General features: G+C 72.2%; 23 protein-coding genes. 4 read left to right on the top strand and 19 right to left on the bottom strand.

Annotated elements, in window-relative coordinates; translation table 11 throughout:
• Positions 1-15 precede the first annotated feature (15 nt).
• The gene (locus ABIA36_RS13270; protein ID WP_369962937.1) at positions 16-450 is read left to right on the top strand and encodes a hypothetical protein; all 435 of its coding nucleotides are present in this window, start codon (positions 16-18) and stop codon (positions 448-450) included.
• Between the two features lie 89 nt (positions 451-539).
• A complete protein-coding gene (locus ABIA36_RS13265) occupies positions 540-1,805 on the top strand; it encodes an MFS transporter (protein WP_369963751.1) in 1,266 nt (421 codons plus the stop codon).
• Between the two features lie 20 nt (positions 1,806-1,825).
• Here ABIA36_RS13265 and ABIA36_RS13260 read toward each other — a convergent pair whose 3' ends face one another.
• Positions 1,826-2,461 carry a putative glycolipid-binding domain-containing protein gene (locus tag ABIA36_RS13260; RefSeq protein ID WP_369962936.1) on the bottom strand — a complete coding sequence of 212 codons (636 nt, stop codon included), beginning with the start codon at positions 2,459-2,461 and terminating at the stop codon, positions 1,826-1,828.
• A 74-nt stretch (positions 2,462-2,535) separates the two neighbouring features.
• Entirely contained in the window at positions 2,536-3,705 is a 1,170-nt protein-coding gene (locus ABIA36_RS13255) for a citrate synthase (RefSeq protein ID WP_369962935.1), read from the bottom strand.
• Between the two features lie 51 nt (positions 3,706-3,756).
• On the opposite strand from ABIA36_RS13255, the gene ABIA36_RS13250 reads away from it, so the two are divergent.
• On the top strand, positions 3,757-4,962 hold the full coding sequence (locus ABIA36_RS13250) for a citrate/2-methylcitrate synthase (RefSeq protein ID WP_369962934.1): 1,206 nt from the start codon (positions 3,757-3,759) through the stop codon (positions 4,960-4,962).
• Positions 4,963-4,978: 16 nt separating this feature from the next.
• Here ABIA36_RS13250 and ABIA36_RS13245 read toward each other — a convergent pair whose 3' ends face one another.
• The 14 genes from ABIA36_RS13245 to ABIA36_RS13180 all read right to left on the bottom strand — a co-directional run bounded on the left by ABIA36_RS13245 (position 4,979) and on the right by ABIA36_RS13180 (position 18,298).
• Positions 4,979-5,638: a methionine ABC transporter permease gene (locus ABIA36_RS13245; RefSeq protein ID WP_369962932.1), complete on the bottom strand. Its 660-nt coding sequence runs from the start codon at positions 5,636-5,638 to the stop codon at positions 4,979-4,981.
• The gene (locus ABIA36_RS13240; RefSeq protein WP_369962930.1) at positions 5,635-6,660 is read right to left on the bottom strand and encodes a methionine ABC transporter ATP-binding protein; all 1,026 of its coding nucleotides are present in this window, start codon (positions 6,658-6,660) and stop codon (positions 5,635-5,637) included. Before ABIA36_RS13240 ends, ABIA36_RS13245 begins: the two co-directional genes overlap by 4 nt.
• A 2-nt stretch (positions 6,661-6,662) precedes the next feature.
• Positions 6,663-7,622 carry a MetQ/NlpA family ABC transporter substrate-binding protein gene (locus ABIA36_RS13235; RefSeq protein WP_369962928.1) on the bottom strand — a complete coding sequence of 320 codons (960 nt, stop codon included), beginning with the start codon at positions 7,620-7,622 and terminating at the stop codon, positions 6,663-6,665.
• A gap of 266 nt (positions 7,623-7,888) precedes the next feature.
• A complete protein-coding gene (locus ABIA36_RS13230) occupies positions 7,889-8,308 on the bottom strand; it encodes a VOC family protein (protein WP_369962927.1) in 420 nt (139 codons plus the stop codon).
• A gap of 159 nt (positions 8,309-8,467) precedes the next feature.
• Complete coding sequence (locus ABIA36_RS13225) at positions 8,468-8,881, bottom strand: helix-turn-helix transcriptional regulator (protein ID WP_369962926.1); 414 nt, start codon at positions 8,879-8,881, stop codon at positions 8,468-8,470.
• 16 nt (positions 8,882-8,897) lie between these two features.
• Entirely contained in the window at positions 8,898-12,407 is a 3,510-nt protein-coding gene (locus ABIA36_RS13220) for a TM0106 family RecB-like putative nuclease (RefSeq protein WP_369962924.1), read from the bottom strand.
• A 50-nt stretch (positions 12,408-12,457) separates the two neighbouring features.
• The gene (locus ABIA36_RS13215; protein ID WP_369962923.1) at positions 12,458-13,021 is read right to left on the bottom strand and encodes an HhH-GPD-type base excision DNA repair protein; all 564 of its coding nucleotides are present in this window, start codon (positions 13,019-13,021) and stop codon (positions 12,458-12,460) included.
• Between the two features lie 117 nt (positions 13,022-13,138).
• A complete protein-coding gene (locus tag ABIA36_RS13210) occupies positions 13,139-13,354 on the bottom strand; it encodes an SCO4848 family membrane protein (RefSeq protein WP_369962922.1) in 216 nt (71 codons plus the stop codon).
• Between the two features lie 95 nt (positions 13,355-13,449).
• A complete protein-coding gene (locus ABIA36_RS13205; RefSeq protein WP_369963750.1) occupies positions 13,450-14,241 on the bottom strand; it encodes an SseB family protein in 792 nt (263 codons plus the stop codon).
• Positions 14,242-14,497: 256 nt separating this feature from the next.
• Positions 14,498-15,244, bottom strand: a complete 747-nt coding sequence (gene priA / locus ABIA36_RS13200; protein WP_369962920.1) for a bifunctional 1-(5-phosphoribosyl)-5-((5-phosphoribosylamino)methylideneamino)imidazole-4-carboxamide isomerase/phosphoribosylanthranilate isomerase PriA — start codon at positions 15,242-15,244, stop codon at positions 14,498-14,500.
• Between the two features lie 61 nt (positions 15,245-15,305).
• Positions 15,306-15,938 (bottom strand): imidazole glycerol phosphate synthase subunit HisH, encoded by a 633-nt coding sequence (gene hisH, locus ABIA36_RS13195; RefSeq protein WP_369962919.1) that lies wholly within the window; start codon positions 15,936-15,938, stop codon positions 15,306-15,308.
• Positions 15,935-16,537, bottom strand: a complete 603-nt coding sequence (gene hisB / locus ABIA36_RS13190) for an imidazoleglycerol-phosphate dehydratase HisB (protein WP_369962918.1) — start codon at positions 16,535-16,537, stop codon at positions 15,935-15,937. The genes hisH and hisB overlap by 4 nt, the downstream gene beginning before the upstream one ends.
• Positions 16,534-17,658: a histidinol-phosphate transaminase gene (locus ABIA36_RS13185; protein WP_369962916.1), complete on the bottom strand. Its 1,125-nt coding sequence runs from the start codon at positions 17,656-17,658 to the stop codon at positions 16,534-16,536. The genes hisB and ABIA36_RS13185 overlap by 4 nt, the downstream gene beginning before the upstream one ends.
• A 220-nt stretch (positions 17,659-17,878) precedes the next feature.
• Complete coding sequence (locus ABIA36_RS13180; protein WP_369962914.1) at positions 17,879-18,298, bottom strand: LysM peptidoglycan-binding domain-containing protein; 420 nt, start codon at positions 18,296-18,298, stop codon at positions 17,879-17,881.
• Between the two features lie 236 nt (positions 18,299-18,534).
• On the opposite strand from ABIA36_RS13180, the gene lexA reads away from it, so the two are divergent.
• Positions 18,535-19,206: a transcriptional repressor LexA gene (gene lexA / locus ABIA36_RS13175; RefSeq protein WP_369962912.1), complete on the top strand. Its 672-nt coding sequence runs from the start codon at positions 18,535-18,537 to the stop codon at positions 19,204-19,206.
• Between the two features lie 73 nt (positions 19,207-19,279).
• On the opposite strand, the gene ABIA36_RS13170 is transcribed toward lexA, so the two are convergent.
• The 3 genes from ABIA36_RS13170 to ABIA36_RS13160 all read right to left on the bottom strand — a co-directional run bounded on the left by ABIA36_RS13170 (position 19,280) and on the right by ABIA36_RS13160 (position 23,044).
• Positions 19,280-19,627, bottom strand: coding sequence for a metallopeptidase family protein (locus ABIA36_RS13170; RefSeq protein WP_369962911.1), 348 nt, complete (start codon positions 19,625-19,627; stop codon positions 19,280-19,282).
• 88 nt (positions 19,628-19,715) lie between these two features.
• Complete coding sequence (gene metE, locus ABIA36_RS13165; protein ID WP_369962910.1) at positions 19,716-22,070, bottom strand: 5-methyltetrahydropteroyltriglutamate--homocysteine S-methyltransferase; 2,355 nt, start codon at positions 22,068-22,070, stop codon at positions 19,716-19,718.
• Positions 22,067-23,044, bottom strand: a complete 978-nt coding sequence (locus ABIA36_RS13160; protein WP_369962909.1) for a methylenetetrahydrofolate reductase — start codon at positions 23,042-23,044, stop codon at positions 22,067-22,069. The genes metE and ABIA36_RS13160 overlap by 4 nt, the downstream gene beginning before the upstream one ends.
• Positions 23,045-23,222: the final 178 nt, after the last annotated feature.

The raw sequence follows: 23,222 nt of genomic DNA, 5'->3' as shown, positions 1-23,222 counted from the left end.
GATAGGATCGTCGTCGTGACCACGCACATCATCGCCGAGCCCCGCACCGAGAACGAGATCGACGCCGAGCACAGCGCTCTCGTCCGCAGCCTGAGCGCCACGCTGCCGCCGATGCTCGGCAACCTGCTCGCGACCCTCGTCGTGCTGGTCTCCCTCGTGCTCGGCGTCATCAGCCTGGTCGCGACCTGGACCGGCAACGCCCACGCGTTCCTGCCGCTCTTCCAGATGACGGTCGCCGGCACCATCGTGTCGCTCAACGCGCTCTACGCGCGCCGCACCTTCAGCTACGTCATCACGCTGATCGGCGCGATCCTCTGGCTCTGGGTCTCGGTCACCCCGTTCCTGCCGTTCTTCCAGGTCGTCCTGCAGGCCGTCACGGTCACGCTCATGGCCGCCGGCGTCGTCTTCTCCCTCGCGGCGGTGTCGCTCAGCAAGAAGCCGCGCTTCTGAGCGCCGGGCAGGCTCCCGGCACTAAGGAGCCCGACGATACGAGCGAGCCGCGGCTCGCGCACGCACGGCACTTCGTCGACCTCAGCCCGCTGAGGGAGTCGCCGGCGTTCGCCCGGCTCTGGATCGGCGGCGCGATCTCCGGCATCGGCGGCCAGATGACCATCGTCGCCGTCGGCCTCAACATCTACGACCTCACGCACTCGACGCTGGCCGTCTCCCTCGTCGCGCTGTTCGCGCTCGTGCCGATGATCGTCTTCGGGCTCTACGGCGGCGTGCTGGCCGACGCGTTCGACCGCAGGAAGGTCGCGCTCGTCACCGCTATCGCCGCGTGGGCCTCCACGGCCGGGATCGCCGTGTTCGCCTGGCTGCACATTCCCGTGGTGTGGCCGCTCTACATCCTCACGACGATCAACGCGGTCGCCGCGGTCATGATCGGCGCCACCCGGCAGGCGATCACGCCGCGCCTCCTGCCCGCGCGGCTGCTCCCCGCCGCCAGCGCGCTCGGCGGGATGAGCATGGGCGTCATGGTCACCGTCGGCCCCGCGCTCGCCGGCCTCCTGGTCGCGAGTGTCGGCATCCCGTGGACCTACACGGTCGACGTCATCCTTTTCACGGCGGCCTTCCTCGGGATCTTCACGCTCCCGTCGATCGTGCCGGAGGGCGAGCGGCAGAGCGCCGGGCTGTCCTCGGTGCTGCAGGGGCTGCGGTTCCTGAAGTCGGCGCCGAACCTGTCGATGACGTTCGTGCTCGACCTCATCGCGATGACGTTCGGACAGCCGCGCGCGCTGTTCCCGGCGGTCGGCGCGCTGCTCATCGGCGGCGGCCCGGTGACGGTCGGCATCCTGACGGCGGCCGGCGCGGTCGGCGTGCTGGTGTCGAGCGTGTTCTCCGGCCGGCTCGGGGGCGTCCGGTGGCAGGGCCGTGCGGTGGAGCGGGCGATCATCGTCTACGGCGCCTCGATTCTCGGCTTCGGCATCGTGCTCGCCGTCGTCGCGTTCAGCGGGACGGCCGGCGGCGCCGCCTCGATCGCCGACGCGAACCTCCCCGCGCTGATCGCGGCCACCGTGCTGCTCGCGGCCTCCGGCGCGGCCGACAACGTGAGCTCGATCTTCCGGATGACCATCCTGCAGGCCTCGGCGCCCGACGTGATGCGCGGCAGGCTGCAGGGCGTGTTCACGGTGGTGGTGACCGGCGGCCCGCGGCTCGGCGACCTCTACATCGGCGTGCTCGCGCTCACCGGGGCGCTCTGGTTCCCGCCGCTGCTCGGCGGCCTCCTGATCGTGGTACTGGTCGCGACCATCGTGCGCATCAAGCGGGGCTTCCGCGACTACGACGCGCTCGCCCCCACGCCCTGAGCCGCGCCGCCTTTCTGGCGTCAGCGGGTGCGGATGCGGCGGGCCAGGCGCGGGTAGTCGATGACGAGGCCGTCCTCGTCCACGCCGATGTCCGCCATGAACCCGCTGCCGACGCTGCGGAACCGCACCACCGAACGGCCCGCCCCCGCGTCGAACGGCGCGGCCGCGCTGTACGCCTGCCGGCTCGCGACCACCGCGAGCGACGGGAGGTCGACCCACGCCATCGTGAGCTCGGTCTCCTCCAGCCCCTGCAGCGCGCCGAGCCGGAGGATCGGCATGGTGTTCGTGACGGGGCAGAGCGCCAGGTCGCAGTCGAGCGCGCCGCCCAGGCTCCCGGGATCCGCGATCCCCGGAGCGGCCATCGGCTCGTCGTGGTAGCGGTCGTCGCCGTGCGTGTACGACTCGGAATCCCAACGGCCGTGGGCGTCGCGGGTGAGGACGAGCCAGCGGGTGAAACCACGGCCGTCCACCGCGACCGACAGCCGGGAGGTCACCCAGTCGGGCCCGGTCTCCAGCGCCCAGCTCGTGACGTAATCCGTCGTGCGGGAGGTGCCGAGCGCGTCCAGTCGGTCGGGCGCGAGGGTGACGACCGCCGCCTCCAGCCGCTCCGGATCCTCGTCGCCGACCCACTCCACGTGCCGCACCGCTCCGCGCATCGCGTCCTCCGTCGCTCGTGCGGCCGCCCAGGTGCCGCCCGAGCAGCACGATACGCCCCCGGACCCGTCCGCGGTCAGGCGGCGATCGACCTGCCCGGCAGCGGCTCGGGCGCGGGCGGCCCGACGTAGCGCGACGACGGCCGCAGAATCTTGCCGTCCGCCGCCTGCTCCAGGATGTGCGCCGTCCAGCCGACCACGCGCGCCGCCGCGAACGTCGGCGTGAACAGTGCGCGCGGGATGCCGCACAGCTCCATCACGACACCGGCGTAGAACTCGACGTTCGTGTGCAGCCCGCGCCCGGGCTTCAGTTCCTCGAGGAGCTGCTGGACGCGCTCCTCGACCCGCACCGCGAAGTCCACCCGCTCGCCGCCGAAGCCTTGCGCGACCTCCCGCAGCAGCACCGACCGCGGGTCCTCGGTGCGGTAGACCGCGTGACCGAAGCCCATCACCCGGCCGCCCGAGCGCACGGTCTCGGTGATCCACGCGTCGATCCGGTCGGGCGTGCCGATCGCGTCGAGCGTGTCGAGCGCCCGGCTGGGCGCGCCGCCGTGCAGCGGGCCGGACAGGGCGCCCAGCGCACCGCCGACCGCCGCCGCGACGTCCGCGCCGGTGGACGCGATCACCCGGGCGGTGAAGGTGGAGGCGTTGAAGCCGTGGTCGATCGCGGCCGTGAGGTACGCGCTGAGCGCGTACTCGTGAGCGGGGTCCGGCACGCGCCCGGTGATCAGGCGGAGGTAGTCGGCGGCGTAGCCGAGGTCGCTGCGCGGCTCCGGTGGGGTCCGGCCCTCCGCGTACGCGTGCAGGGACGCCAGCAGCACCGGCGTGATCGCGGCGACCCGGATCGCGTCGCGGAGCCGGGCGTCCTCGTCCTCGTCGTAGACGGGGCGCATCCCGTCCGCGGCGGCCACCGCGGCGAGCGCCATCCGGAGCCCGGCCAGCGCGTCACCGTCGGCGGTCAGCCGGGCGATCGCGGGCAGGAGCTCGGCGACCGGCTCCGGGATGCGCCGCGCCTCGGCGATCCGGGCCCGGAAGCCCGCCAACTCCTCGGCGGACGGCAGCTCGCCGAACAGCAAGAGGTACCAGGCGTCCTCGAACGTGCGCTCGCGCGCCAGGTCGATAGCCGAGTACTGGCGGTAGTGGTAGAAGCCTTCGTGCCCGCGCACGTCGCCGAGCGCGGTGGTGGCGGCGACCACGTTGGTCAGTCCGCGCGGGACGTCGATGAGGGTGTCGTTCATGCGGTCCATGCCAGTAGTGTGAACGTGGATGCTACGCACGTCAACGTTGATCGGATCAATATGAGCGACCTCCCGCGGCTCACCGCCGAACAGACCGCCGAGCGCCTCGGGGTGAAGCTCGCGACGCTGTACGCGTACGTCGCGCGCGGCCTGCTCACCCGCGAGCGCACCGCGGCAGGGTCGAGCTTCGACCCGCTGGAGGTGGAGGCCTTCGCCGCGGCACGCCGCCGCCGCGCCTCTCCCGCGCCGCCGCGCTCGGACGGCCGGCCGCTGATGGTGATCGAGACGGACTTCGCGCTGATCGACGACGGCGAGCTGTACTACCGCGGGCGCGCGGCCGCCGAGCTCGCGCGAGAGCCGTTCGAGGTCGTCGCGCGCTGGGCGCTCACCGGGCGGTGGGAGGCGTCGGCCCGGTTCGCGCCGGGTCCCGGGCTGGCGGCCGCCCGGCGAGTCGCGGCGGCGCTGCCGGCCGGCGCAGGCGACCGCGACCGGCAGCTCGTCGCTGTCACGGCGCTGGCGGCGGCGGACCCGCTGCGCACGTCGCTGGAGCCGGAAGCGGTGGCGGGCGCGGCGGAGCGGCTGATCGCGGGGATGGTGGAGGTGCTGCCGGAGAAGTCGTCCTCGCAGGGCGACGGCCTGGCCGCCACCCTCTGGTCCCGCCTCTCCCCGCTCCCCGCCTCCCCCGAAGCCCTGCGCACTCTCAACGCCGCCCTGGTCCTCCTCCTGGACCACGACCTCGCCGTCTCCACGCTCGCCGCCCGCGCCGCCGCCTCCGCGCGCGCGACCCCCTACGCCGTGGTGGTGGCGGGCCTCGGCGCGCTCGACTCCCCGCTGCACGGCAACGCCAGCCGCGCCGCGCACCGCATGCTCGCCCGGATCGCCGCCGGGGAGGAGCCCGCCCGGGTCGTCGCCGACGCCGTGGTGGACGGCCGCGGGCCGGTCCCCGGCTTCGGCCAGCCGCTCTATCCCGCGGGAGACCCGCGCGGGCGCATCCTGCTCGGGATGCTCGCCGACACCCCCGGCGCCGGGTCCGTGGTGGCGGCCGTCGACGCGCTGGCCGCGCTGCTGCGCGACCGCACCGGCGCCGCTCCGAACGTGGACCTCGCCCTCGCCGCGCTCTCCTTGGCGGGCAGGATGGCCGACGACGCCGGCGAGGTGATCTTCGCGACCGCCCGCACCGCCGGCTGGATCGTGCACGCCCTCGCCGAGTACCGCGAGCCTCCGCTGCGCCTCCGGCCGGTCGGCCGCTACACCGCGCAGGCGTAGCGGCCGACCCGCGGGCTCACCGCCGCAGCGCCTTCCGCGCCAGCCTGTTCCCCAGGAACTGCGCCGCCTGCACCAGGACCACGATCGTCAGCACCGCGATCCACGTCACCACCCAGTTGTAACGCTGGTACCCGTACGAAATCGCGAAGTCCCCGAGGCCTCCGCCGCCCAGGCTCCCCGCGACCGCCGACAGGTCCACGATGGCCACGAACACGAACGTGTAGCCGAGGATCAGCGGGCCGAGCGCCTCCGGGATGAGCAGCGTGGAGATGATCCGCCACGGGCTCGACCCCATCGCGCGCGCCGCTTCGATCACACCGGGGTCGATGGTGACCAGGTTCTGCTCGACGATGCGCGAGATCGCGAAGGTCGCCGCGATGGTCATCGGGAAGATCGCCGCGGGCGTGCCGAGGAACGTCCCCAACACCGCCTGCGTCAGCGGCGCGACCGCGGTCATGAAGATGATGAACGGGATCGGCCGGACGAAGTTCACCAGCACGTTCAGCACCGCCGACAGAACCCGGTTCTCCAGCAAGCCGCCCGGCCGCGTGGTGTAGAGCAGCACGCCGAGCGCGAGTCCGAGCACGCCGCCGAGCACGAGCGTCGCCACGACCATCCACAGGGTCTGCCCGATGGCGGTCAGGTACACCGGCCAGAGCGTCGACCAGTCCGTCATGCCGCCACCTCCTCGACCTCGGTCACCGTTCGCAGCTCCGCCACCAGGGCGTCCACCGCCTCCGGCTCGCCGAGCAGTTCCAGCGTCAAGCTCCCGAAGGAGCGGCCCTGCAGCGCCGAGATGCCGCCGTAGACGATCTCGAACCGCACGCCGTGCCGTCCGACCGCGTCGGAGAGCACCGCGCCGAGGCGGCCGTCGTCGTGGATGCGCGCCGAGACGATCCGGCCGGCGTGCTTACCGCGCAGCCGCTCGATGTCGGCCTCCCCCGGCTGGTTGCGCAGCACGGTGCCGACGAAGCGCTGCGAGGTCGCCGTCTGCGGGTCCGAGAACACCTCGAACACGGTCCCGAGCTCGATGATCCGGCCGGCGTCGAGCACGGCGACCCGGTCGGCGATGGAGCGGACGACCTCCATCTCGTGAGTGATGACCACGATGGTGACGCCGAGCTCCGCGTTGACTCGTTTGAGCAGCGCCAGCACGTCGGCGGTGGTCTCCGGGTCGAGGGCGCTGGTCGCCTCGTCGGCGAGCAGGATGGCGGGGTTCGTGGCGAGCGCCCGGGCGATGCCGACGCGCTGCTTCTGGCCGCCGGAGAGCTGGTCGGGGTACGCCCACGCCTTCTCGGTGAGGCCGACGAACGCGAGCAGCTCGGTGACGCGCTCCGTGCGCTTGTCCGCCGGCCAGCCCGCCACCTTGAGCGGGTAGGCGATGTTCGCGAACACGGTGCGCGAGCGGAACAGGTTGAACTGCTGGAAGATCATCCCGATCCCGGCCCGCACGCTCCGGAGGTCGCGCTCGCGCAGCGTGGTCAGGTCGCGGCCGTCGACGATCACGGAGCCTGCGGTCGCGTGCTCCAGCGCGTTGATGAGCCGCAGCAGCGTGCTCTTGCCCGCGCCGGAGTAGCCGATGATGCCGAAGATCTCGCCGCGCTCGATGGTCAGGTCGATGTCCGAGACGGCGGAGACCGCGGCGTCGCCCGAGCGGAAGCTCTTGGTGACGCCGCGGAACTCAATGAGGGCGCTCACGCCTACTTCGCCGCCTTGATGGACTTCTCCAGCGAGTGCAGGATCGCGAGGAGGTCGGCCTGCGGCTTCTGCACGAGCACGGCGGTGTTCTTGGAGTCCGCGAGCACCGCGTCCTGCACGGCCTTCGTGTGGTAGAGGTCGGCGATCTTCAGGAAGGTCGCGTTGTCCTTGTCCTTCGCACGGGCGACGAACGCGTTGATGTACGGCTCCGCCGCGGAGCTCTTCGGGTCGTCCTGGAAGAGCGCGGACTTCGGGTCGATGCCGGCCGGGCCGACGAAGGTGTTGTTGATCACCGCGGCGTCGGCCGAGTCGAGCGCGGGAGCGGTCTGCGCCGCGTCGACGGGAAGCACCGTGACCTTCGACGCCGCGGCGTCGATGTCGGCGGGCGTCGAGAGCGTGGTGCCGCCGTTCTTCAGCTTCAGGAGGCCGGCCTTCTGCAGTACGATCAGCGCGCGCGCCTGGTTGGTGGGGTCGTTCGGGATGGCGATCTTCGCGCCGGCCGGGAGCGCGTCCAGCGAGTGGAACTTCTTCGAGTAGAGCGACAGCGGAACGACGTAGGTCGAGGCGATCGGCACCAGGTTCTGGCCCGACTCGACGTTGTAGTTCGCGAGGAACTGCAGGTGCTGGAACAGGTTGAGGTCGAGCTGGCCGTTCGCCAGCGCCGGGTTGGCTTGCGTGTAGTCACGGAAGCCGACGACCTGGATGTCGATGCCCTCCTTGGCGGCCTCGCTCTTCAGGATCGGCCAGTACGGCGCAGACTGCTCGGTCGTGCCGATCTTCACCGCGACCGTCTTGCCGGAAGCGTCGGCCGAGCCGCTGTTGTTCGCGTTGACGACCGCGACGACACCGCCCACGATGGCGAGGACCGCGACGACGGCGATGCCGACGATCCACGGGGTCTTCGAGCGCTTCGGCTTCTCGGGGAGTGCGGGGACGGTTCCGGGCGGGGTGGCGTCGCGCATGGCTGTGCCTCTCTTGTGAAGGGGTGTGATGTGCCGGCGAACGGTTGGCGGCACATCGAGCCTTCCAAGCGGAGACCGCGAGGGCAAAACGCGTTCCGTAATGTGACGACGCCGGTCCGCGTCGTCGGACGGCCGATTGAGGTGCGAACGCTCTGGCTGGGCGCCACGGGCTTCGCGAGAATCGGAAGTACGTGTGCGCCGGAGGCCATTGGGGGACCTCCGGCGCACACCGCGCCTGCGCCCGCCTTGCGGGGAGGCTGCGCCTCCTACGCGGGCTGCGCCGCCGACTGCAGGATGCGCACCATGTTGCCGGACGGGTCGCGGAACGCGCAGTCCCGCGGGCCCCACGGCTGGTCCTTCGGCTCCTGGAGGACCTCGGCGCCGCTGGCGCGCACGCGCTCGAACACGCCGTCGAGGTCGTCCTCGGTGCGGAAGACGACATTGGTCAGCACGCCCTTGGCGACGAGCTCCTGGATGGCGTCGCCGTCGGCCTGCGAGCGGCCGGCATACGGGTCGGAGAGGACGATCTCGGTGCCCGGCTGACCCGCGACGCCGAGGGTGATCCAGTGGTGGCCGCCCGACTCGACGTCGTTGAGGACGTCCAGCCCCAGCGCGTCACGATAGAAGGCGAGGGACTCCTCGGGGTTCGTGACGGTGATGTGCGAGTACTGCAGCGAAATGGTCATACCGCCACTCTAGGAACGGCGCGACCGCGGCGCTTCTCCATTCCTGCTCAGTCCGTTTCAGCCCGGGATCGGCTTCGAGCGCCCATCTCAACCCAGCCCAGACCGCGCTCAACCGGGGATCGGCTTCGAGCGCCCATCTCAACCCAGCCCGGACCGCGCTCAACCGGGGATCGGCTTCGAGCGCACCGGCCGCGTGCGCTGCTTCGCGATGCAGTTGGGCATCGCGAGCACCGCGCGGTGCTCGCGCGCGCGGTAGCTCGTCGGCGTCTCCCCCACGACCTCGGCGAACTTGGAGCTGAACGAGCCGAGCGACGTACAGCCGACCGCCATGCACGCCTCGGTGACGCTCGCCCCCTCGCGCAGCAGCGCCATCGCCCGCTCGATCCGCCGGGTCATCAGGTAGCTGTAGGGCGTCTCGCCGTAGACGGCGCGGAACCGGCGCGCGAAGTGCGACGGTGACATGTAGGCGGACGCGGCCATCGTCGGGACGTCGAGCGGCTCGGCGTACTCGCGGTCGATCTTGTCGCGCGCTCGTCGCAGGATGACGAGCTCCTCCAGTTCCTCCGGGGACACGCCTCCACCGTAGCTCTCAGACCCGCGCCTCACCAGCGGCTTCACCCGCGGCCACGGTGGGGCGATCCGACGCGCCAGGCTCGACCAGCCGGATGAACGCGCTCAGCTCGCCCACCCCGGCCGGCGTCGTCGGCAGGAACTCCGTCAGCTCGGGCGAATGCACCAGGTAGGCCGCCCACTTCGCCCGTGAGATCGCGACGTTGAGCCGGTTCTTCATCAGCAGGAACGACATCCCGCGCGGCACGTCGGCCGCCGAGGACGCGGCCAGGCTGACGATCGCGACCGCGGCCTCCTGGCCCTGGAACTTGTCGACCGTCCCGACCCGCACCTGCGCGAAGCCGGCCGCGTCCAGCAGCGCGCGCACCTCGGCGAGCTGCGCGTTGTACGGAGTCACGACGATGACGTCGTCCTGCGCCAGCGGCGCGTCCTCCACGCCCGCCGCCGGGTCGCTCCAGGAGCGCCCGATCAGGTCGTCCACGATGCGGACGACGGCGGCGGCCTCCTCCGGCGACGCGGTCGCGTTGCCCACATGCGCCACCGGAACCGGGTGCAGGCCGGGCTCGACGCCGCCGAGTTCGCGGTCGCGGGTGCTCGGGTGCGCGTGCAGCCGGCCCTCGTACGACAGCCGGGACACCGCCTCCGTCACCGCGGGGTGCATCCGGCGGCTCTCGGCGAGGAAGTAGCCGAGTTCGGCCGGGAGCACGTCGTGGCCGTGGCTCACCCAGCCGAGGGCGGAGCCGTCCACCGGCTCGGGATGGCTGCCCTGGCTCACCTGCGGGAGCTGCTGCGGGTCGCCGAGCAGCAGCAGGTTGCGCGCCGACACCCCGACCGCGATGGTCGAGGCGAGCGAGAACTGCCCGGCCTCGTCGATCACGAGCAGGTCGAGGCTCCCGCGCGGGATGCGGGCGGCGTTGGCGAAGTCCCACGCCGTGCCGCCGAGGACGTAACCGCGGCCCTCGCGCTCGGCCGCGAACTCGAGGTGGCCGTTCCGGCGCAACGGAGTGAACCGCGGAGCCTCGGACGCGCCGCTCGGCACCTTGCCGACCAGGGCCGGGTCGAGCCCGGTGTCCACGACGCGGTCGAGGAGGTTCTCGACCACCGCGTGCGACTGGGCGACGACTCCGACGCGCCAGCCGTGCGCGGCCACGAGCCGGGCGATGACGTGGGCGCCCAGGTAGGACTTGCCGGTGCCCGGAGGCCCCTGCACCGCCAGGTACGAGGCGTCGAGGTCGACCAGGCTGGCGGTGACGGCCGCGATGCGCCCGCTGCCGTCCTCCGGCCCCTCGGGCGCCAGGCTCCCGGACCGGGTGCGCGGCGGCGTCCGTCGGAGCAGGTCTACGGTCGCGTTCACCGGCCAGCGGTCGTTCTGCCGCGCGGCGAGCAGGTCGGTGCCCCACTCGCGCACCGCCTCGGCGAGCGGGCGGGTGTTCGGCGGCGGCGCGGGGGTGAGGGCCATCGGGAGGTGGTGGTAGGCCTCCACGTCCTCCGGAAGTGTCTCGCGCACCAGGACCGAGCCGTCGTCGGTGACCTCGATCACGGCGACGCCGCGCACCGTCCGCGCCCCGGGCTGGGCGCGCAGCAGCCGGAACGGGCCAGGGTACTCGTAGAGCAGGAACGGCCCGGAGCTCTCGCTGACCCGCACCGTGCTGCCCGCGCCCCACTGGCCGGACAGCAGCAGTTCGCGCCGCTCGACGCGCTGGCCCTCGTCGAGGTACCAGTCGCGCACCACGCGCACCGACTCCACGACCAGCACGTCGCGGGTGTCGGCCCACTCCTCCACCGGCTGGATGAGCCGGGAGAAGTGGCTCTGCCAGAAGCTCTTCTGCTCGCGGCGGTGGAAGTCGATCGCGGCCGCGGCGAGCGCCATCGCCTCCCGGTCGGGCGTGCGGTGCGGGTCGAGGGGGTCGCCCGCGAACCCGAGCAGGCCCGCGCGCAGCGGGGACTCCTCCGGCGCCGGCTCCGGCTCCTCCATCGGAGCGGCGCCGATCGGGACGCCGGCCTCGGCGGCGCGGGCGAGCAGCCAGTCGCGGAGGCGGAGCGTCGACACGCAGTCGTAGCGGTTGTAGTCGGCGAGCGCGTCGAGCAGCGGCTGGGCCTCGGCGAACCGGCCGAGCGCGATCAGGTCGCGCGCGTTCGCGTACTCCGTGATGGAGTCCGCGCCGTTCGTCACTTCGCTCTGGCGCAGCTCGGAGCCCATGTAGAGCGGCTCCAGCTTCTTGATGGAGTACGACCGCGACCCCACGCGCACGGACTTGCGCACCAGCGGGTACAGGTCGACCATCACGTTGTCGCGCAGCAGGCCGTCGACCTCCTCCTCGCCGACGCCGTGCCGGGCGGAGATCGAGAGCAGGTGGGTCTGCTCGTAGGCCGCGTAGTGGTAGATGTGCATGCCGGGATGGGCGGCGCGACGCTCGCGGACGAACGCCAGGAAGCGCTCCAGCGCAACGCGCTCCTCCGCGAAGTCGTGCGCCCAGAACGCGGTGAACCGGGCGTCCCGGTCGACCATCCCGAACAGGTAGTCGAGGTTCCAGCGCTCGCCCGCGCCCTCCGTGTAGAGCGGGTCGCCCTCGAAGTCGAAGAAGATGTCGCCCGCGTCGGGCTCCGGGAGGACGGCGAGCACGGGCGCGTTGAAGACGCGCACCGGCGGCGGCGCACCCTCCACGGCCTCCAGCTGCAGCACGGCCTGCTCGCGCAGCCCCGTCAGCGTGCCGTCCGGGATGCCCTCGACCGGCCCGGTGGAGGCCGCGAGCGCGTCGATGGTGGTGATGCCCGCCGCCGCGAGGCGCTCGCGCTGGGTGACGCGCATCCCCGCGACCAGCAGCACGTCGCGCGCAGCCGTGACCTCCGCGTCGCAGGTGTCGCACCGGCCGCACACCGTGAACCGCGGGTCGCCCCACGCCACGGGGCCTGGGTCGGCGACGTGCTCCGCGATGATGTCGAGCAGGCGGGCGCGCCGCTTGCGATAGACGGGCTCGATGTCGGAGAGCCGGTGCTCGCTGACCGAGCCGTCGCCGAGGAGCAGCTCGACCGACCCGTCGACCTCGACGCCCGTGCGTCCGAGCTGCTCGGCGTAGGCCGCGAGCTGCAGCAGCGCGGTGACCCGGGCGCTGCGGGCCAGCTTGGAGTCCTGGACGCGGTAGCGGCCGTCGGGCAACCGGACGATGAAGTCGGCGAACCCGACGAACGACCCGTCGAAGAAGGTGGCCTGGAAGACGACCTCGCTCCCCCGAGCGAACGCGTCTGCGGTGGCGCGCACGGCCTCCGCGAGGCTGTCGGCGGTCAGCGACTCGGGCCGCTCGATCTCCGCGACCACGTCGCCGAACCGCTCGCGGTAGCGCTCCAGGATGTGGTGCTCCTGCTCGTCGCCCAGCCGCGAGGACCGCACGTACATCGGGTCCTCGACCTCTTCGGTCTTCTCCAGCCGCCCGAGCTTGACGTCGAGCGTCCGCAGGAAGGCGAACTCGCACTTGGACGCCTCGGTCAGATCGCTGGCGCTGGTGACGATCACACCGTCGAGTAGGAACACACCGCTACGCTACCGGCGGCCGCCGACATCGCCGCGGGGCCGGGCGAACCTCAGCCCTTCGCGGCCGCCTTCATCGCGCGCTTGTGCTCCCGCACCTTGGTGAGCGACTCGGGGTCGACGATGTCCGCCACGGAACGGTAGCCCTCCGCGCCGTAGTCGCCCGCGGCCTCCCGCCAGCCCGGCGCCTGGAGGCCCTTCTGCTTGCCGAGCAGGGCCAGGAAGATCTTCGCCTTCTGCTCGCCGAAGCCGGGCAGCGCCTTCAGCCGGCGCAGCACCTCCGCGCCGCTCGGGTCGCCCTGCGTCCAGATCGCGGCGGTGTCGCCGCCCCAGTCGGTCACGATCGCGGCGGACAGCGACTGCAGCCGGCCGGCCATGGAGCCAGGGAACCGGTGCACCGACGGCGTCTGCTTCATCACCGCGACCAGCTCGTCGGGGTCGAGGCCCGCGATCTGGGCCGGGTCGAGCGAGCCGAGGCGGTCGCGCAGCTTGGCGGGGCCGATGAACGCGGTCTCCATCGCGATCTGCTGGTCGAGCATCATCCCGACGAGGAGGGCGAACGGGGACTGGTCGAGGAGGGCGTCGGCTTCGGCGTCGCCGGTGATCGTGATGGCCATGCCCTCATGCTCCCATCCGGCTCAGCCGACGAGCAACAGCACCCCCCGGCCCACGCGCGCGCAGGGGGCGTCACGCGACGAAGTGGAGCACCCCGGCCCGCGGGCGCGCCGCGGGCGTCACGCGACGAGGAGGAGCACTCCGGCGACGGCGGACAGCAGCGCGAGCAGGAGGGCGACGCCGAGCAGCGCCGCGTGCACCCGGAGGAAGGCGGTCGCGCGGCCGGCAGCGTCCCTGGCGCGCTGGTCGGACCGCACCCGGGCGAAGAAGCGCGGCCAGGCGATCACGTTGAAGACGGCGTTGACGAACAGGACAAGGGCGGCGAAGACGGTCATGATCCCACCAGCGTAGGCGGAGCGCGGCCGCCCTCGAGTACGCGCATAATCGGTCAGAAACCGCCGAGTACGCGGATTATCCGCGTACTCGCGTGTCAGGAGGCGGCGGTGAGTTGGACGCGGAGCGAGTCGACGCGGGTGGCGATGGCGTCGTCGGCGGCCCAGCGCTGCGCGAGCCGGGACAGGATCGCGTTGAGCTCTTCGGCCGTCAGGCCTGTGGCGAGCGTGAGCCGCACCACCAGCTCGTCGCCGGCGAGGCGGTAGCCGGGGTCACCCGCGGCCAGATTCACGTCGAGCACGCCGAGTTCGGAGCCGATCGACGCCCGGAACGCCGCCAGCACGACCGGGTCGCGGTGGCTCGGCAGCCACGCCTGACCCTGCGCGAGCGCCCAGACAGCCGGCCGGCGCAGGACGAACTCGGTCTCCGACGTGGGGTCGAGCACCAGCAGCTCGGTGTCCTCCGACGCCGCGGCGAGCGCGGCGCGCGGCCCGGCGGCCGGGACCGGACGGGCGGCGGGGTTCCACGCCTGCATCGCCGTCACCGACGAGAAGACGGGGAGGACGCGGCGTCCGTCCGGAGCGGCGACGGTGACGATGGACAGCTCCTGCGTCTTGTCGATCGCGAGCCCGGCGTCGCTGGTCCCCTCTTCGCCCAACTCGGCGACCAGCGGGATGAGCAGGCGCACCGTGCGCACCGCGTCCACCACGGCCTCGGCGCCCACCTCGCCGGCCCGGAACGCGGCGAGCGCGCCGAGCAGCTCGGGAGGCGCGGAGCCGTCGTCGTCGCCGAACGGGTTGTCGTCGAACTCGCGGCCCTCCCACGGCTGCCCCGCGGAGTCGCCGGAGGATGCCGTGAAGCCCGCGAGCGTCGCAGCGAACCCGGACAGTCGGCTGACGCCGGTCGCGGTCGGACCATGCCGTGCGTCGGAGCGGTCGCCCGCGTGCCCATCATGCGGGGTCGCCTCGTGGCGGTCGTCCGCATCGTCCGCGCGCCGGGCGGCGTCATCCACCGCGCCCTCATCGTGCGGGAGCGCCTCGTGGCGGTCGCCCGCATCCCCCGCGCGCCGGGATGCGTCATCCGCCGCGCTCGCTGCGCGCCCCGCGCCGTCGCGCGCCGCGTCCCCGGCGCCGTCGCGCCCGGCCTCAGACGCCGGCGACATCCAGTGCCTCGGGCAGGGTGAACGCCCCGGAGTAGAGCGCCTTGCCGACGATCGCGCCCTCGAGGCCGAGCGGCACCAGCTCGCGCAGCGCGGCGATGTCATCGAGGCTGGAGATGCCGCCGGAGGCCACCACCGGACGGTCCGTGCGCTCCATCACCTGGCGGAGCAGGTCGAGGTTCGGGCCCTTGAGCGTGCCGTCCTTGGTGACGTCGGTGACCACGTAGCGGGCGCACCCGGCGTCCTCGAGGCGCTCCAGCACCTCCCACAGGTCGCCGCCCTCGCGCGTCCAGCCGCGCGCCGCGAGCGTCGTGCCGCGGACGTCCAGGCCGACCGCGATGGCCTCGCCGTAGCGGGCGATCGCGTCGGCCGCCCACTCCGGGTTCTCCAGCGCCGCCGTGCCGAGGTTGACGCGGGTGGCGCCGATCGCCAGCGCGTGCTCCAGCGACGCGTCGTCGCGGATGCCGCCGGAGAGCTCGATGTGGACGCCCGTGGTGTTGTCGATGACCTTCTTGAGGAGGTCGCGGTTGTCGCCCCGGCCGAACGCGGCGTCCAGGTCGACCAGGTGGATCCACTCGGCGCCGGCGTCCACCCATTCGGCGGCGGCGTCGACCGGGTCGCCGTAGCTGGTCTCGCTGCCGGCCTCGCCCTGCGTGAGCCGCACGGCCTTGCCGTCGGCGACGTCGACGGCGGGCAGCAGGACGAGCTTGGGCCGGTTGGTGAGTTCGCTCATGTCGGTGTGTGTTTCCTCTGTCGGGGTCGTTCGGGTCCGCGTCGCGGACGGGGAATGGTCGCTAGAGCGAGCCGATCCAGTTGCGCAGCAGCTTCAGGCCGGCCTCGCCGGACTTCTCCGGGTGGAACTGGGTCGCGCTGAGCGGTCCGTTCTCCACCGCTGCGACGAAGCGCGAGCCGTGCTCGGCCCAGGTCACCCGCGGCTGCTGGAACGGCCCGGTGGCCTCCAGTGTCCACTCCTGCGCCGCGTACGAGTGGACGAAGTAGAAGCGCTCGTCGCGGATGCCGTCGAACAGCACGGAGTCCTCCGGCGCCTCGACGGTGTTCCAGCCCATGTGCGGGACGACGTCGGCCTGGAGGAGGTCGACCGTGCCCGGCCACTCGCCGAGCCCCTCGGTCTCGACGCCGTGCTCGACGCCGCGCTCGAACAGCACCTGCATGCCGACGCAGATGCCGAGCACCGGGCGGCCGCCCGCGAGTCGGCGGTCGATCACCTCGTCGCCGTGCGAGCGGCGCAGCGCCTCGGTGACCGCGGCGAACGCGCCGACGCCCGGGACCAGGAGGCCGTCGGCCTCCTGCGCGCGCCGGCGGTTGCCGGTGAGCTCGACGTTCGCGCCGGCGGCCTCCAGCGCCTTGACCGCGGAGTGGACGTTGCCGGTGCCGTAGTCGAAGACGACGACGTCGGGTGCGCTCACAGTGCGCCCTTCGTCGACGGGATGCCGGACACCAGCGGGTCGAGCGCCTTCGCCTGCCGGAACGCGCGCGCGAACGCCTTGAACTCGGCCTCCGCGATGTGGTGCGGGTCGCGGCCGCCGACCACGGTGACGTGCACGGTCAGCCCGGCGTTGTACGCGATCGCCTCGAAGACGTGCCGCACCATCGACCCGGTGAAGTGCCCGCCGATCAGATGGAACTCGAACCCGGCCGGCTCGCCGGCGTGCACGAGGTAGGGGCGCCCGGAGATGTCGACCACGGCCTGCACGAGCGCCTCGTCGAGCGGGACAAGCGCGTCGCCGTAGCGGGAGATGCCGGACTTGTCGCCGAGCGCCTCCCGGATGGCCTGGCCGAGCACGATCGCGACGTCCTCCACCGTGTGGTGCACGTCGATGTCGGTGTCCCCGCTCGCCCGCACCGTCAGGTCGGTGAGCGAGTGCTTGGCGAACGCGGTCAGCAGGTGGTCGTAGAACGGCACCGACGTGTGGATGTCGGACTTCCCGGTGCCGTCGAGGTCGAGGCTGAGCTCGATGCTGGACTCGCTGGTCGCGCGCTGGAGCTGGGCGGTCCGATTCGTCATGACTGCGAGCTTACCGACTGCGCGCCGGCCGCCACGGCTCCGGACGGCCGCCCGAGCGCACGCAGCGCCTCCAGGAACGCGGTCGTCTCGGTCTCGGTGCCCGCGGTGACCCGGAGGTGGTTCGGGATGCCGACGTCGCGGATGAGCACGCCCCGCTCCAGCAGCGCCTCGAACACGGCGTGCGGGTCGTCCACGCCGCCGAAGAGCACGAAGTTGCTGCCGCTGCGGTGCGGACGGTAGCCGAGCTCCGCGAGCTCCACGACCAGCCGGTCGCGCTGCGCGCGGATCTCGCCGACCATCGCGAGCATCTCGTCGGAGTGCGCGAGCGCCCCGAGGGCGGCGGCCTGCGTGATCGCGGAGAGGTGGTATGGCAGCCGGACCAGCCTGAGCGCGTCCACCACGGCCGGGTCGGCGGCCAGGTAGCCGACGCGCGCGCCGGCGAAGGCGAACGCCTTGCTCATCGTGCGCGAGACGAGCAGCCGCTCCCGGCCCGGGAGGAGCGTGAGCGCCGACGGCTCGCCCTCCGGCATGAACTCCGCGTACGCCTCGTCCACGATCACGATGCCGCGCGCCGCCGCGTAGACGGCCTCGACCGTCTCGAGCGTGAGCGGGGTCCCGGTCGGGTTGTTGGGCGAGCAGAGGATGACGATGTCGGGGTCGTGCTCGCGCACGGCCGCTGCCGCGGTCTCCGGCGACAACTCGAAGTCGGCGTCGCGCCCGGCCGCGATCCAGCTCGTGCCGGTCCCGGAGGCCAGCAACGGGTACATGGAGTACGTGGGCGCGAACCCGAGGAGGCTGCGGCCCGGCCCGCCGAACGCCTGCAGGATGTGCTGCAGCACCTCGTTGGACCCGTTGGCCGCCCAGATCTGCTCGGCGGTGAGGTCGTGCCCGAGGTAGCGGGCGAACGCCTTGCGGAGCTCCGTGAACTCCCGGTCCGGGTAGCGGTTCACCCCGGTCACCGCGACGGCGACCCGCGCGACGATGTCGGCGGCGACGTCCTCCGGGACCGGATGCGTGTTCTCGTTCACGTTCAACGCGACGGGCACGACCTTCTGCGGCGCCCCGTACGGGGTGCGGCCGCGCAGGTCGTCACGGATCGGAAGATCGGAGAGGGAGGTCACCCCTCAATGGTAGTCAGCGAGCCTGAGGGCTTCCGCCGTGTGACGCCGCGCCCGGCACCCGCGCCCGCGCTCGCACCCGCACCCGCCTGCCGCGCCTCCCGTCGGAAGGAGAACCCGCCCCAATCTCCTGCCGAACCCCCTTCTGCAGGAACCGCCTCGGCCTGTCGCGCCAGATTTCCTTCTTGGGCGGCGGCCGAGCCGCGGCGGAGCCGCCGCGCCCCTACTTCCCGTACTGCGTCGGGATCGCGAGCTGCTGCCCCGGGGTGACGACCGCCGAGGACAGTCCGTTGAGGTTGACCAGGTCGGCGATCACGTTGCGCGGGTCCGCGTTGGGCGCGATCCGCGACGCCACCGACCACAGCGAGTCCCCCGACTGCACCGTCACGTACTGGAAGGTCACGTGCGTCTGCTCCCCCGTCGCCGCCGCACCCCCACCGTTGAGCGCGAACACCATCGCCCCGATCACGATCGGCAGAGCAACGAGCATCGTCAGCACGACCCGCCCACGCCGGGTCAGCCGCAGCCGAACGCGCGCGCCGACGCTCGCGGTCTCAACGCTCCCGGCCCCAGCGCCGCTCACCCCAGCGCCGTTCAACCGCGCGCCGCTCATCCCGACGGTGTGCATCACCACTGCGCTCATGATCGTGACCTCCAAAGGCTTCGCTCGAAGCTCTGTTCCGAATATATCTTCGAATGTCCGAGACCGCAATCCTCGGTCCGGCGACGAATCTGGCACGTATTTCGAGACACACTCGAACACATGTTTGTCGGGCAGCCGTACTGTGGATACAGTTTCGATTGTCTGGACGTAAGACAACCAGGCACCACCGACATTCGGTTCCGCCGGGTGGCGGGGACGGTCACGAAGGGACGAGCGTGTCGAACGAGAACCAGGCTCCGCGCACGCGGCGCCGCAAGAACCTGAGCGAGAAGCAGCTCGCCATCCTCGACGTGATCCAGCGCTCGGTGAGCACGCGGGGCTACCCGCCGAGCATGCGCGAGATCGGCGACGCGGTCGGCCTCTCAAGCCTCTCGTCCGTCACCCACCAGCTCAACCAGCTCGAGCTGAGCGGCTACCTCCGCCGCGACCCGAACCGGCCCCGCGCGTTGGAGATCCTCATCGACCTCCCCTCGACGACCACCCCCGACTTCGAGAATCAGACCCCTGTCGGCGACGCCGCGATGGTCCCGCTCGTCGGCCGCATCGCCGCCGGTGTCCCGATCACCGCCGAGCAGCAGGTGGAGGAGGTCTTCCCGCTCCCCCGCCAGCTCGTGGGCAACGGTGAGCTGTTCATGCTCAAGGTCGTCGGCGAATCCATGATCGACGCCGCCATCTGCGACGGCGACTGGGTGGTCGTCCGGGCGCAGAGCACCGCGGAGAACGGCGACATCGTCGCGGCCATGCTCGACGAGGAGGCCACCGTCAAGGTGTTCCGCCAGCGCGACGGCCACACCTGGCTGCTCCCGCGCAACTCCAACTTCGAGCCGATCCTGGGCGACTTCTCGACCATCCTCGGCAAGGTCGTCGCAGTCCTCCGCACCGTCTGACCACTCCGCGAGTCGTGCCGAACGTCGACTTCGGCGCGCCCAGAGCCCACATTCGGCACGAATCGCACGCCGCTCAGGCCCAGCCGAGCTCCTGCAACCGGGCGTCGTCCAGCCCGAAGTAGTGCCCGATCTCGTGCACGAGCGTGACACGCACCCGAGCCCGCAGCTCCTCGACCGTCGAACACGACGCCTCGAGGTTGTTGCGGAACAGCGTGATCCGGTCCGGCAGCTCCCCGAACCCGTAGACCCCGCGCCGCGTCAGCGGATGCCCGGTGTACAGCCCGTACAGCCGCGGCCGCGCACCCGGCGGCTGGTCCTGGATGATGATCGCCACGTTCTCCAGCGGCCGCACCATGTCGTCCGGGAGGCCGTCGAAGACGTCGTCCACGAGCCGCTCGAACTCGTCGTCCGCAATGCGCATGCGCTCATCCTCCCCGAACCGGCGGAGGCCGCGCCCCCACGTCCGCGCAGAGCGGAACGGGAAACGCGGCCTCCGGCAGCAGGACAGGTCAGGCGCTGACGCCCACCCGCTCCCGCACGTCGCGGGTCGCCGCGATGATGTTGCGCAGCGACGCCACCGTCTCGTCGTACCCGCGGGTCTTCAGCCCGCAGTCCGGGTTCACCCAGAGCTGACGCCCCGGGATCGCGCTGAGCGCCGTCTCCAGCAGCTCGGTCACCTCGGCGACCGACGGCACGCGCGGCGAGTGGATGTCGTACACGCCCGGGCCGATGCCGTGCTCGAAGCCGGAGCGCTGGATGTCGTGGACGACCTCCATCCGGCTGCGGGCGGCCTCGATGCTGGTCACGTCGGCGTCGAGGTTGCGGATCGCGTCTATGACCACCCCGAACTCCGAGTAGCAGAGGTGCGTGTGGATCTGCGTCGCGTCCGCCACCCCGGAGGTCGCGAGCCGGAACGACCCGACCGACCACTCCAGGTACCCGGCCTGGTCGGCGCGCTTCAGCGGCAGCAGCTCGCGCAGCGCCGGCTCGTCCACCTGCACGACGCGGATGCCCGCGGCCTCCAGGTCCGCGATCTCGTCGCGCAGGGCCAGGGCGACCTGCCGTGCGGTCTCGCCGAGCGGCTGGTCGTCGCGGACGAACGACCACGCCAGGATCGTGACCGGCCCGGTCAGCATCCCCTTGACCGGCTTCTCGGTCAGCGTCTGCGTGTACGTCGACCAGTCCACCGTGATCGGCTTTGGCCGCGACACGTCGCCCCACAGGATCGACGGCCGCGTGCAGCGCGATCCGTACGACTGCACCCAGCCGTTCTTGGTGACCGCGAAGCCGTCCAGGTTCTCGGCGAAGTACTGCACCATGTCGTTGCGCTCGGGCTCGCCGTGCACGATGACGTCGATCCCGATCTCCTCCTGGAGGTCGACCACGCGCTTGATCTCGGCCTGCATGCGGCCGAGGTACTCGGCCTCGTCGATGACGCCCGCGGCGAGCTGCGCGCGCGAGCGCCGGATGTCCGCGGTCTGCGGGAACGACCCGATCGTGGTCGTCGGGAGGAACGGCAGGTGCAGCGCCTCGTCCTGCGCGGCCTGCCGCGCGTTGTACTCGCCGCGGCGGAAGTCGGCCCGGGTGAGCGCGGCCTCCCGCGAACGCACGGCCTCGACACGCACGCCGGGGGCGGAGGCCCGGTCGGCGAGCGCCGCCGTCGCCGCGGTGAGCTCGTCCTGCACGGCCTCGTGGCCGTCCACGATCCCGCGCGCCAGCACGGCGACCTGGCCGACCTTCTGGTCGGCGAACGCGAGCCAGGACTTCAGGCGCGCGTCGAGGTCCGGCTCGTCGTCCACGTCGTGCGGCACGTGCTGCAGCGAGGTGGAGGTCGACACGGCGACGTCGGGGCTCAGCGACAGCAGTTCGGTCAGCGTCCCGAACGCGGCTTCCAGGTCGCCGCGCCAGATGTTGTGGCCGTCGATCACGCCGCCGACGAGGGTCTTGCCGGCCAGCGCGCTGCGCGTCGCGGCGTCGAGCCCGGTCGGGATGCTCCCGCGCACCAGGTCGAGGGAGATCGCCTCCACCGGAGACACGGCCAGCACCGGGAGCGCGTCGTCCAGGCTCCCGTAGGGCGCCGCGACGAAGATCGCCGGCCGCTCGGCCGCGCCGCCCAGCGAGGCGTAAGCGGCGCGAACCGCCTCCAGCACCTCCGTGCGCGGCTCCTCGATGCTCTCGGAGACGAGGGCCGGCTCGTCCAGCTGCACCCACGGAGCGCCGGCGGCGGCGAGGCGGGCCAGCAGCTCGCGGTAGACCGGCAGCAGGTCGCCGAGCCGGGACAGCGGGCGGAAGCCCTCCGGCGCCTCGTCGCTCGCCTTGCTCAGGAGCAGGAAGGTGACCGGCCCGACGATCACCGGACGGGTGACGAAGCCGGCCGCGCGAGCCTCCTCGAACTCGCGCACGATGCGGTCGGACGCGAGCCGGAAGGCCGTCTCCGGGCCGATCTCCGGCACCAGGTAGTGGTAGTTGGAGTCGAACCACTTGGTCATCTCCAGCGGGGCCTTCTCGCCCTCGCCGCGCGCGATCGTGAAGTAGCCCGCGAGGTCGACGGAGCCGTCGGCCGCGGCCAGACCGGCGAACCGGGACGGGATCGCTCCGACGGTCACGGCGGCGTCGAGCACCTGGTCGTAGAAGCTGAAGCTCTCCGGGATGGCGGCGTCGTCGCGGCCGAGCCCGAGGGCGGCGAGGCGCTCGCGGGTGGCGGCGCGCAGCCCGGCGGCCGTGGCCTCCAGCTCCTCGGCGGTGGTCTGACCCGCCCAGAACGCCTCGACGGCCTTCTTGAGCTCACGGCGGCGGCCGATGCGCGGGTAGCCGATGATGGTGCCCACCGGGAAGGCGGAGCGGGTGGTGGCGGTGTCGGTCATGCGAGGTCGCCTGCTTTCTGCGAGATGGCGGAGGGGACGGAGGTGGTGGAAGGGGTCGGATCCAGCAGCCCGACCCTCTCGAGGACCGAGAGGACCGCGCTGTGCTGGTTGAACGTGTAGAGGTGGATGCCGGGGGCGCCGCCGTCGAGCAGCCGCTGCGCCAGGCGCGCGGTCCAGGCGATGCCGATCTCGCGGCGGCCCTCCTCATCCGGCTCGACTTCGAGCTGGATGGCGAGGTCGCTCGGGAGGTCCTCGCCGCTGAGCTCCAGCATCCGCGCGAGCCGCGCGGGCGAGGTGACCGGCATGATGCCGGGCAGGATCGGGAACAGCACTCCGGCGTCCTTCGCCTTCTGCGCGAACGACAGGTAGTCCTCGGCGTGGAAGAAGAGCTGGGTGATCCCGAGGTTGGCGCCGGCGGCCTGTTTGGCGAGCAGGGCGTCGATGTCCTGGGAGACGGTCCGCGATGGGTGGCCGTGCGGGAACGCCGCGACCGCGATCTGCACGTGCTCGCGGTGCGAGAGCACGGCCTGCGCGTGCAGTCCGGGCACCGGGAGCGCGTCGTACGGGACGCGCTCGGCCTGCACGCGGTGGATGAGCTGCACGAGCTCCGAGGAGCTCTTGATGTCGCCGAGGCCGTCGTCTCCCGGAGCCAGTCCCGCGGGCGGGTCGCCGCGGACGGCCAGGAAGCGCCGGATGCCGGCGTCCAGGAACTCGCGGATCATCCGGTTCGCGTCGGCGTGCGTGGAGCCGACGCAGGTCAGGTGCGCCATCGGGCTGACGTCCGTCTGCTCAAGGATGTAGCGCAGCACCTCCAGCGACGACGAGCGGGACGAGCCGTTGGCCCCGTAGGTCACCGAGATGAACTCGGGACCGGCGGCGGCGAGCCGGTCGATCGTCGCGGGCAGCGCGGCGGCGGCGCGTTCGTTGCGCGGCGGGTAGAGCTCGAATGAGAACCGCGCGTCGGTACAGTCCATGGTCCCTCGGTGTCGATCAGCGTCACGGGCGCCCTCGCCGATCGACACTGTCGAAAGGGAGGGGCGGGCGGGTGCCGGGCTCGGCTGTCGCACCACGTCAGCGGTCGCCCGCTTCGGTTGTGGGGACACAGTAACAACGACAGGAGGCCGGGCGGAACCCGCTCTGTCATCTTGTGAC

This window comes from Leifsonia sp. EB34 (genome assembly GCF_041260585.1).
GTDB lineage: Bacteria > Actinomycetota > Actinomycetes > Actinomycetales > Microbacteriaceae > Leifsonia.
The sequence above is the reverse complement of the archived record's forward strand: the minus strand, read 5'-3'. Positions and strand labels throughout refer to the sequence as shown.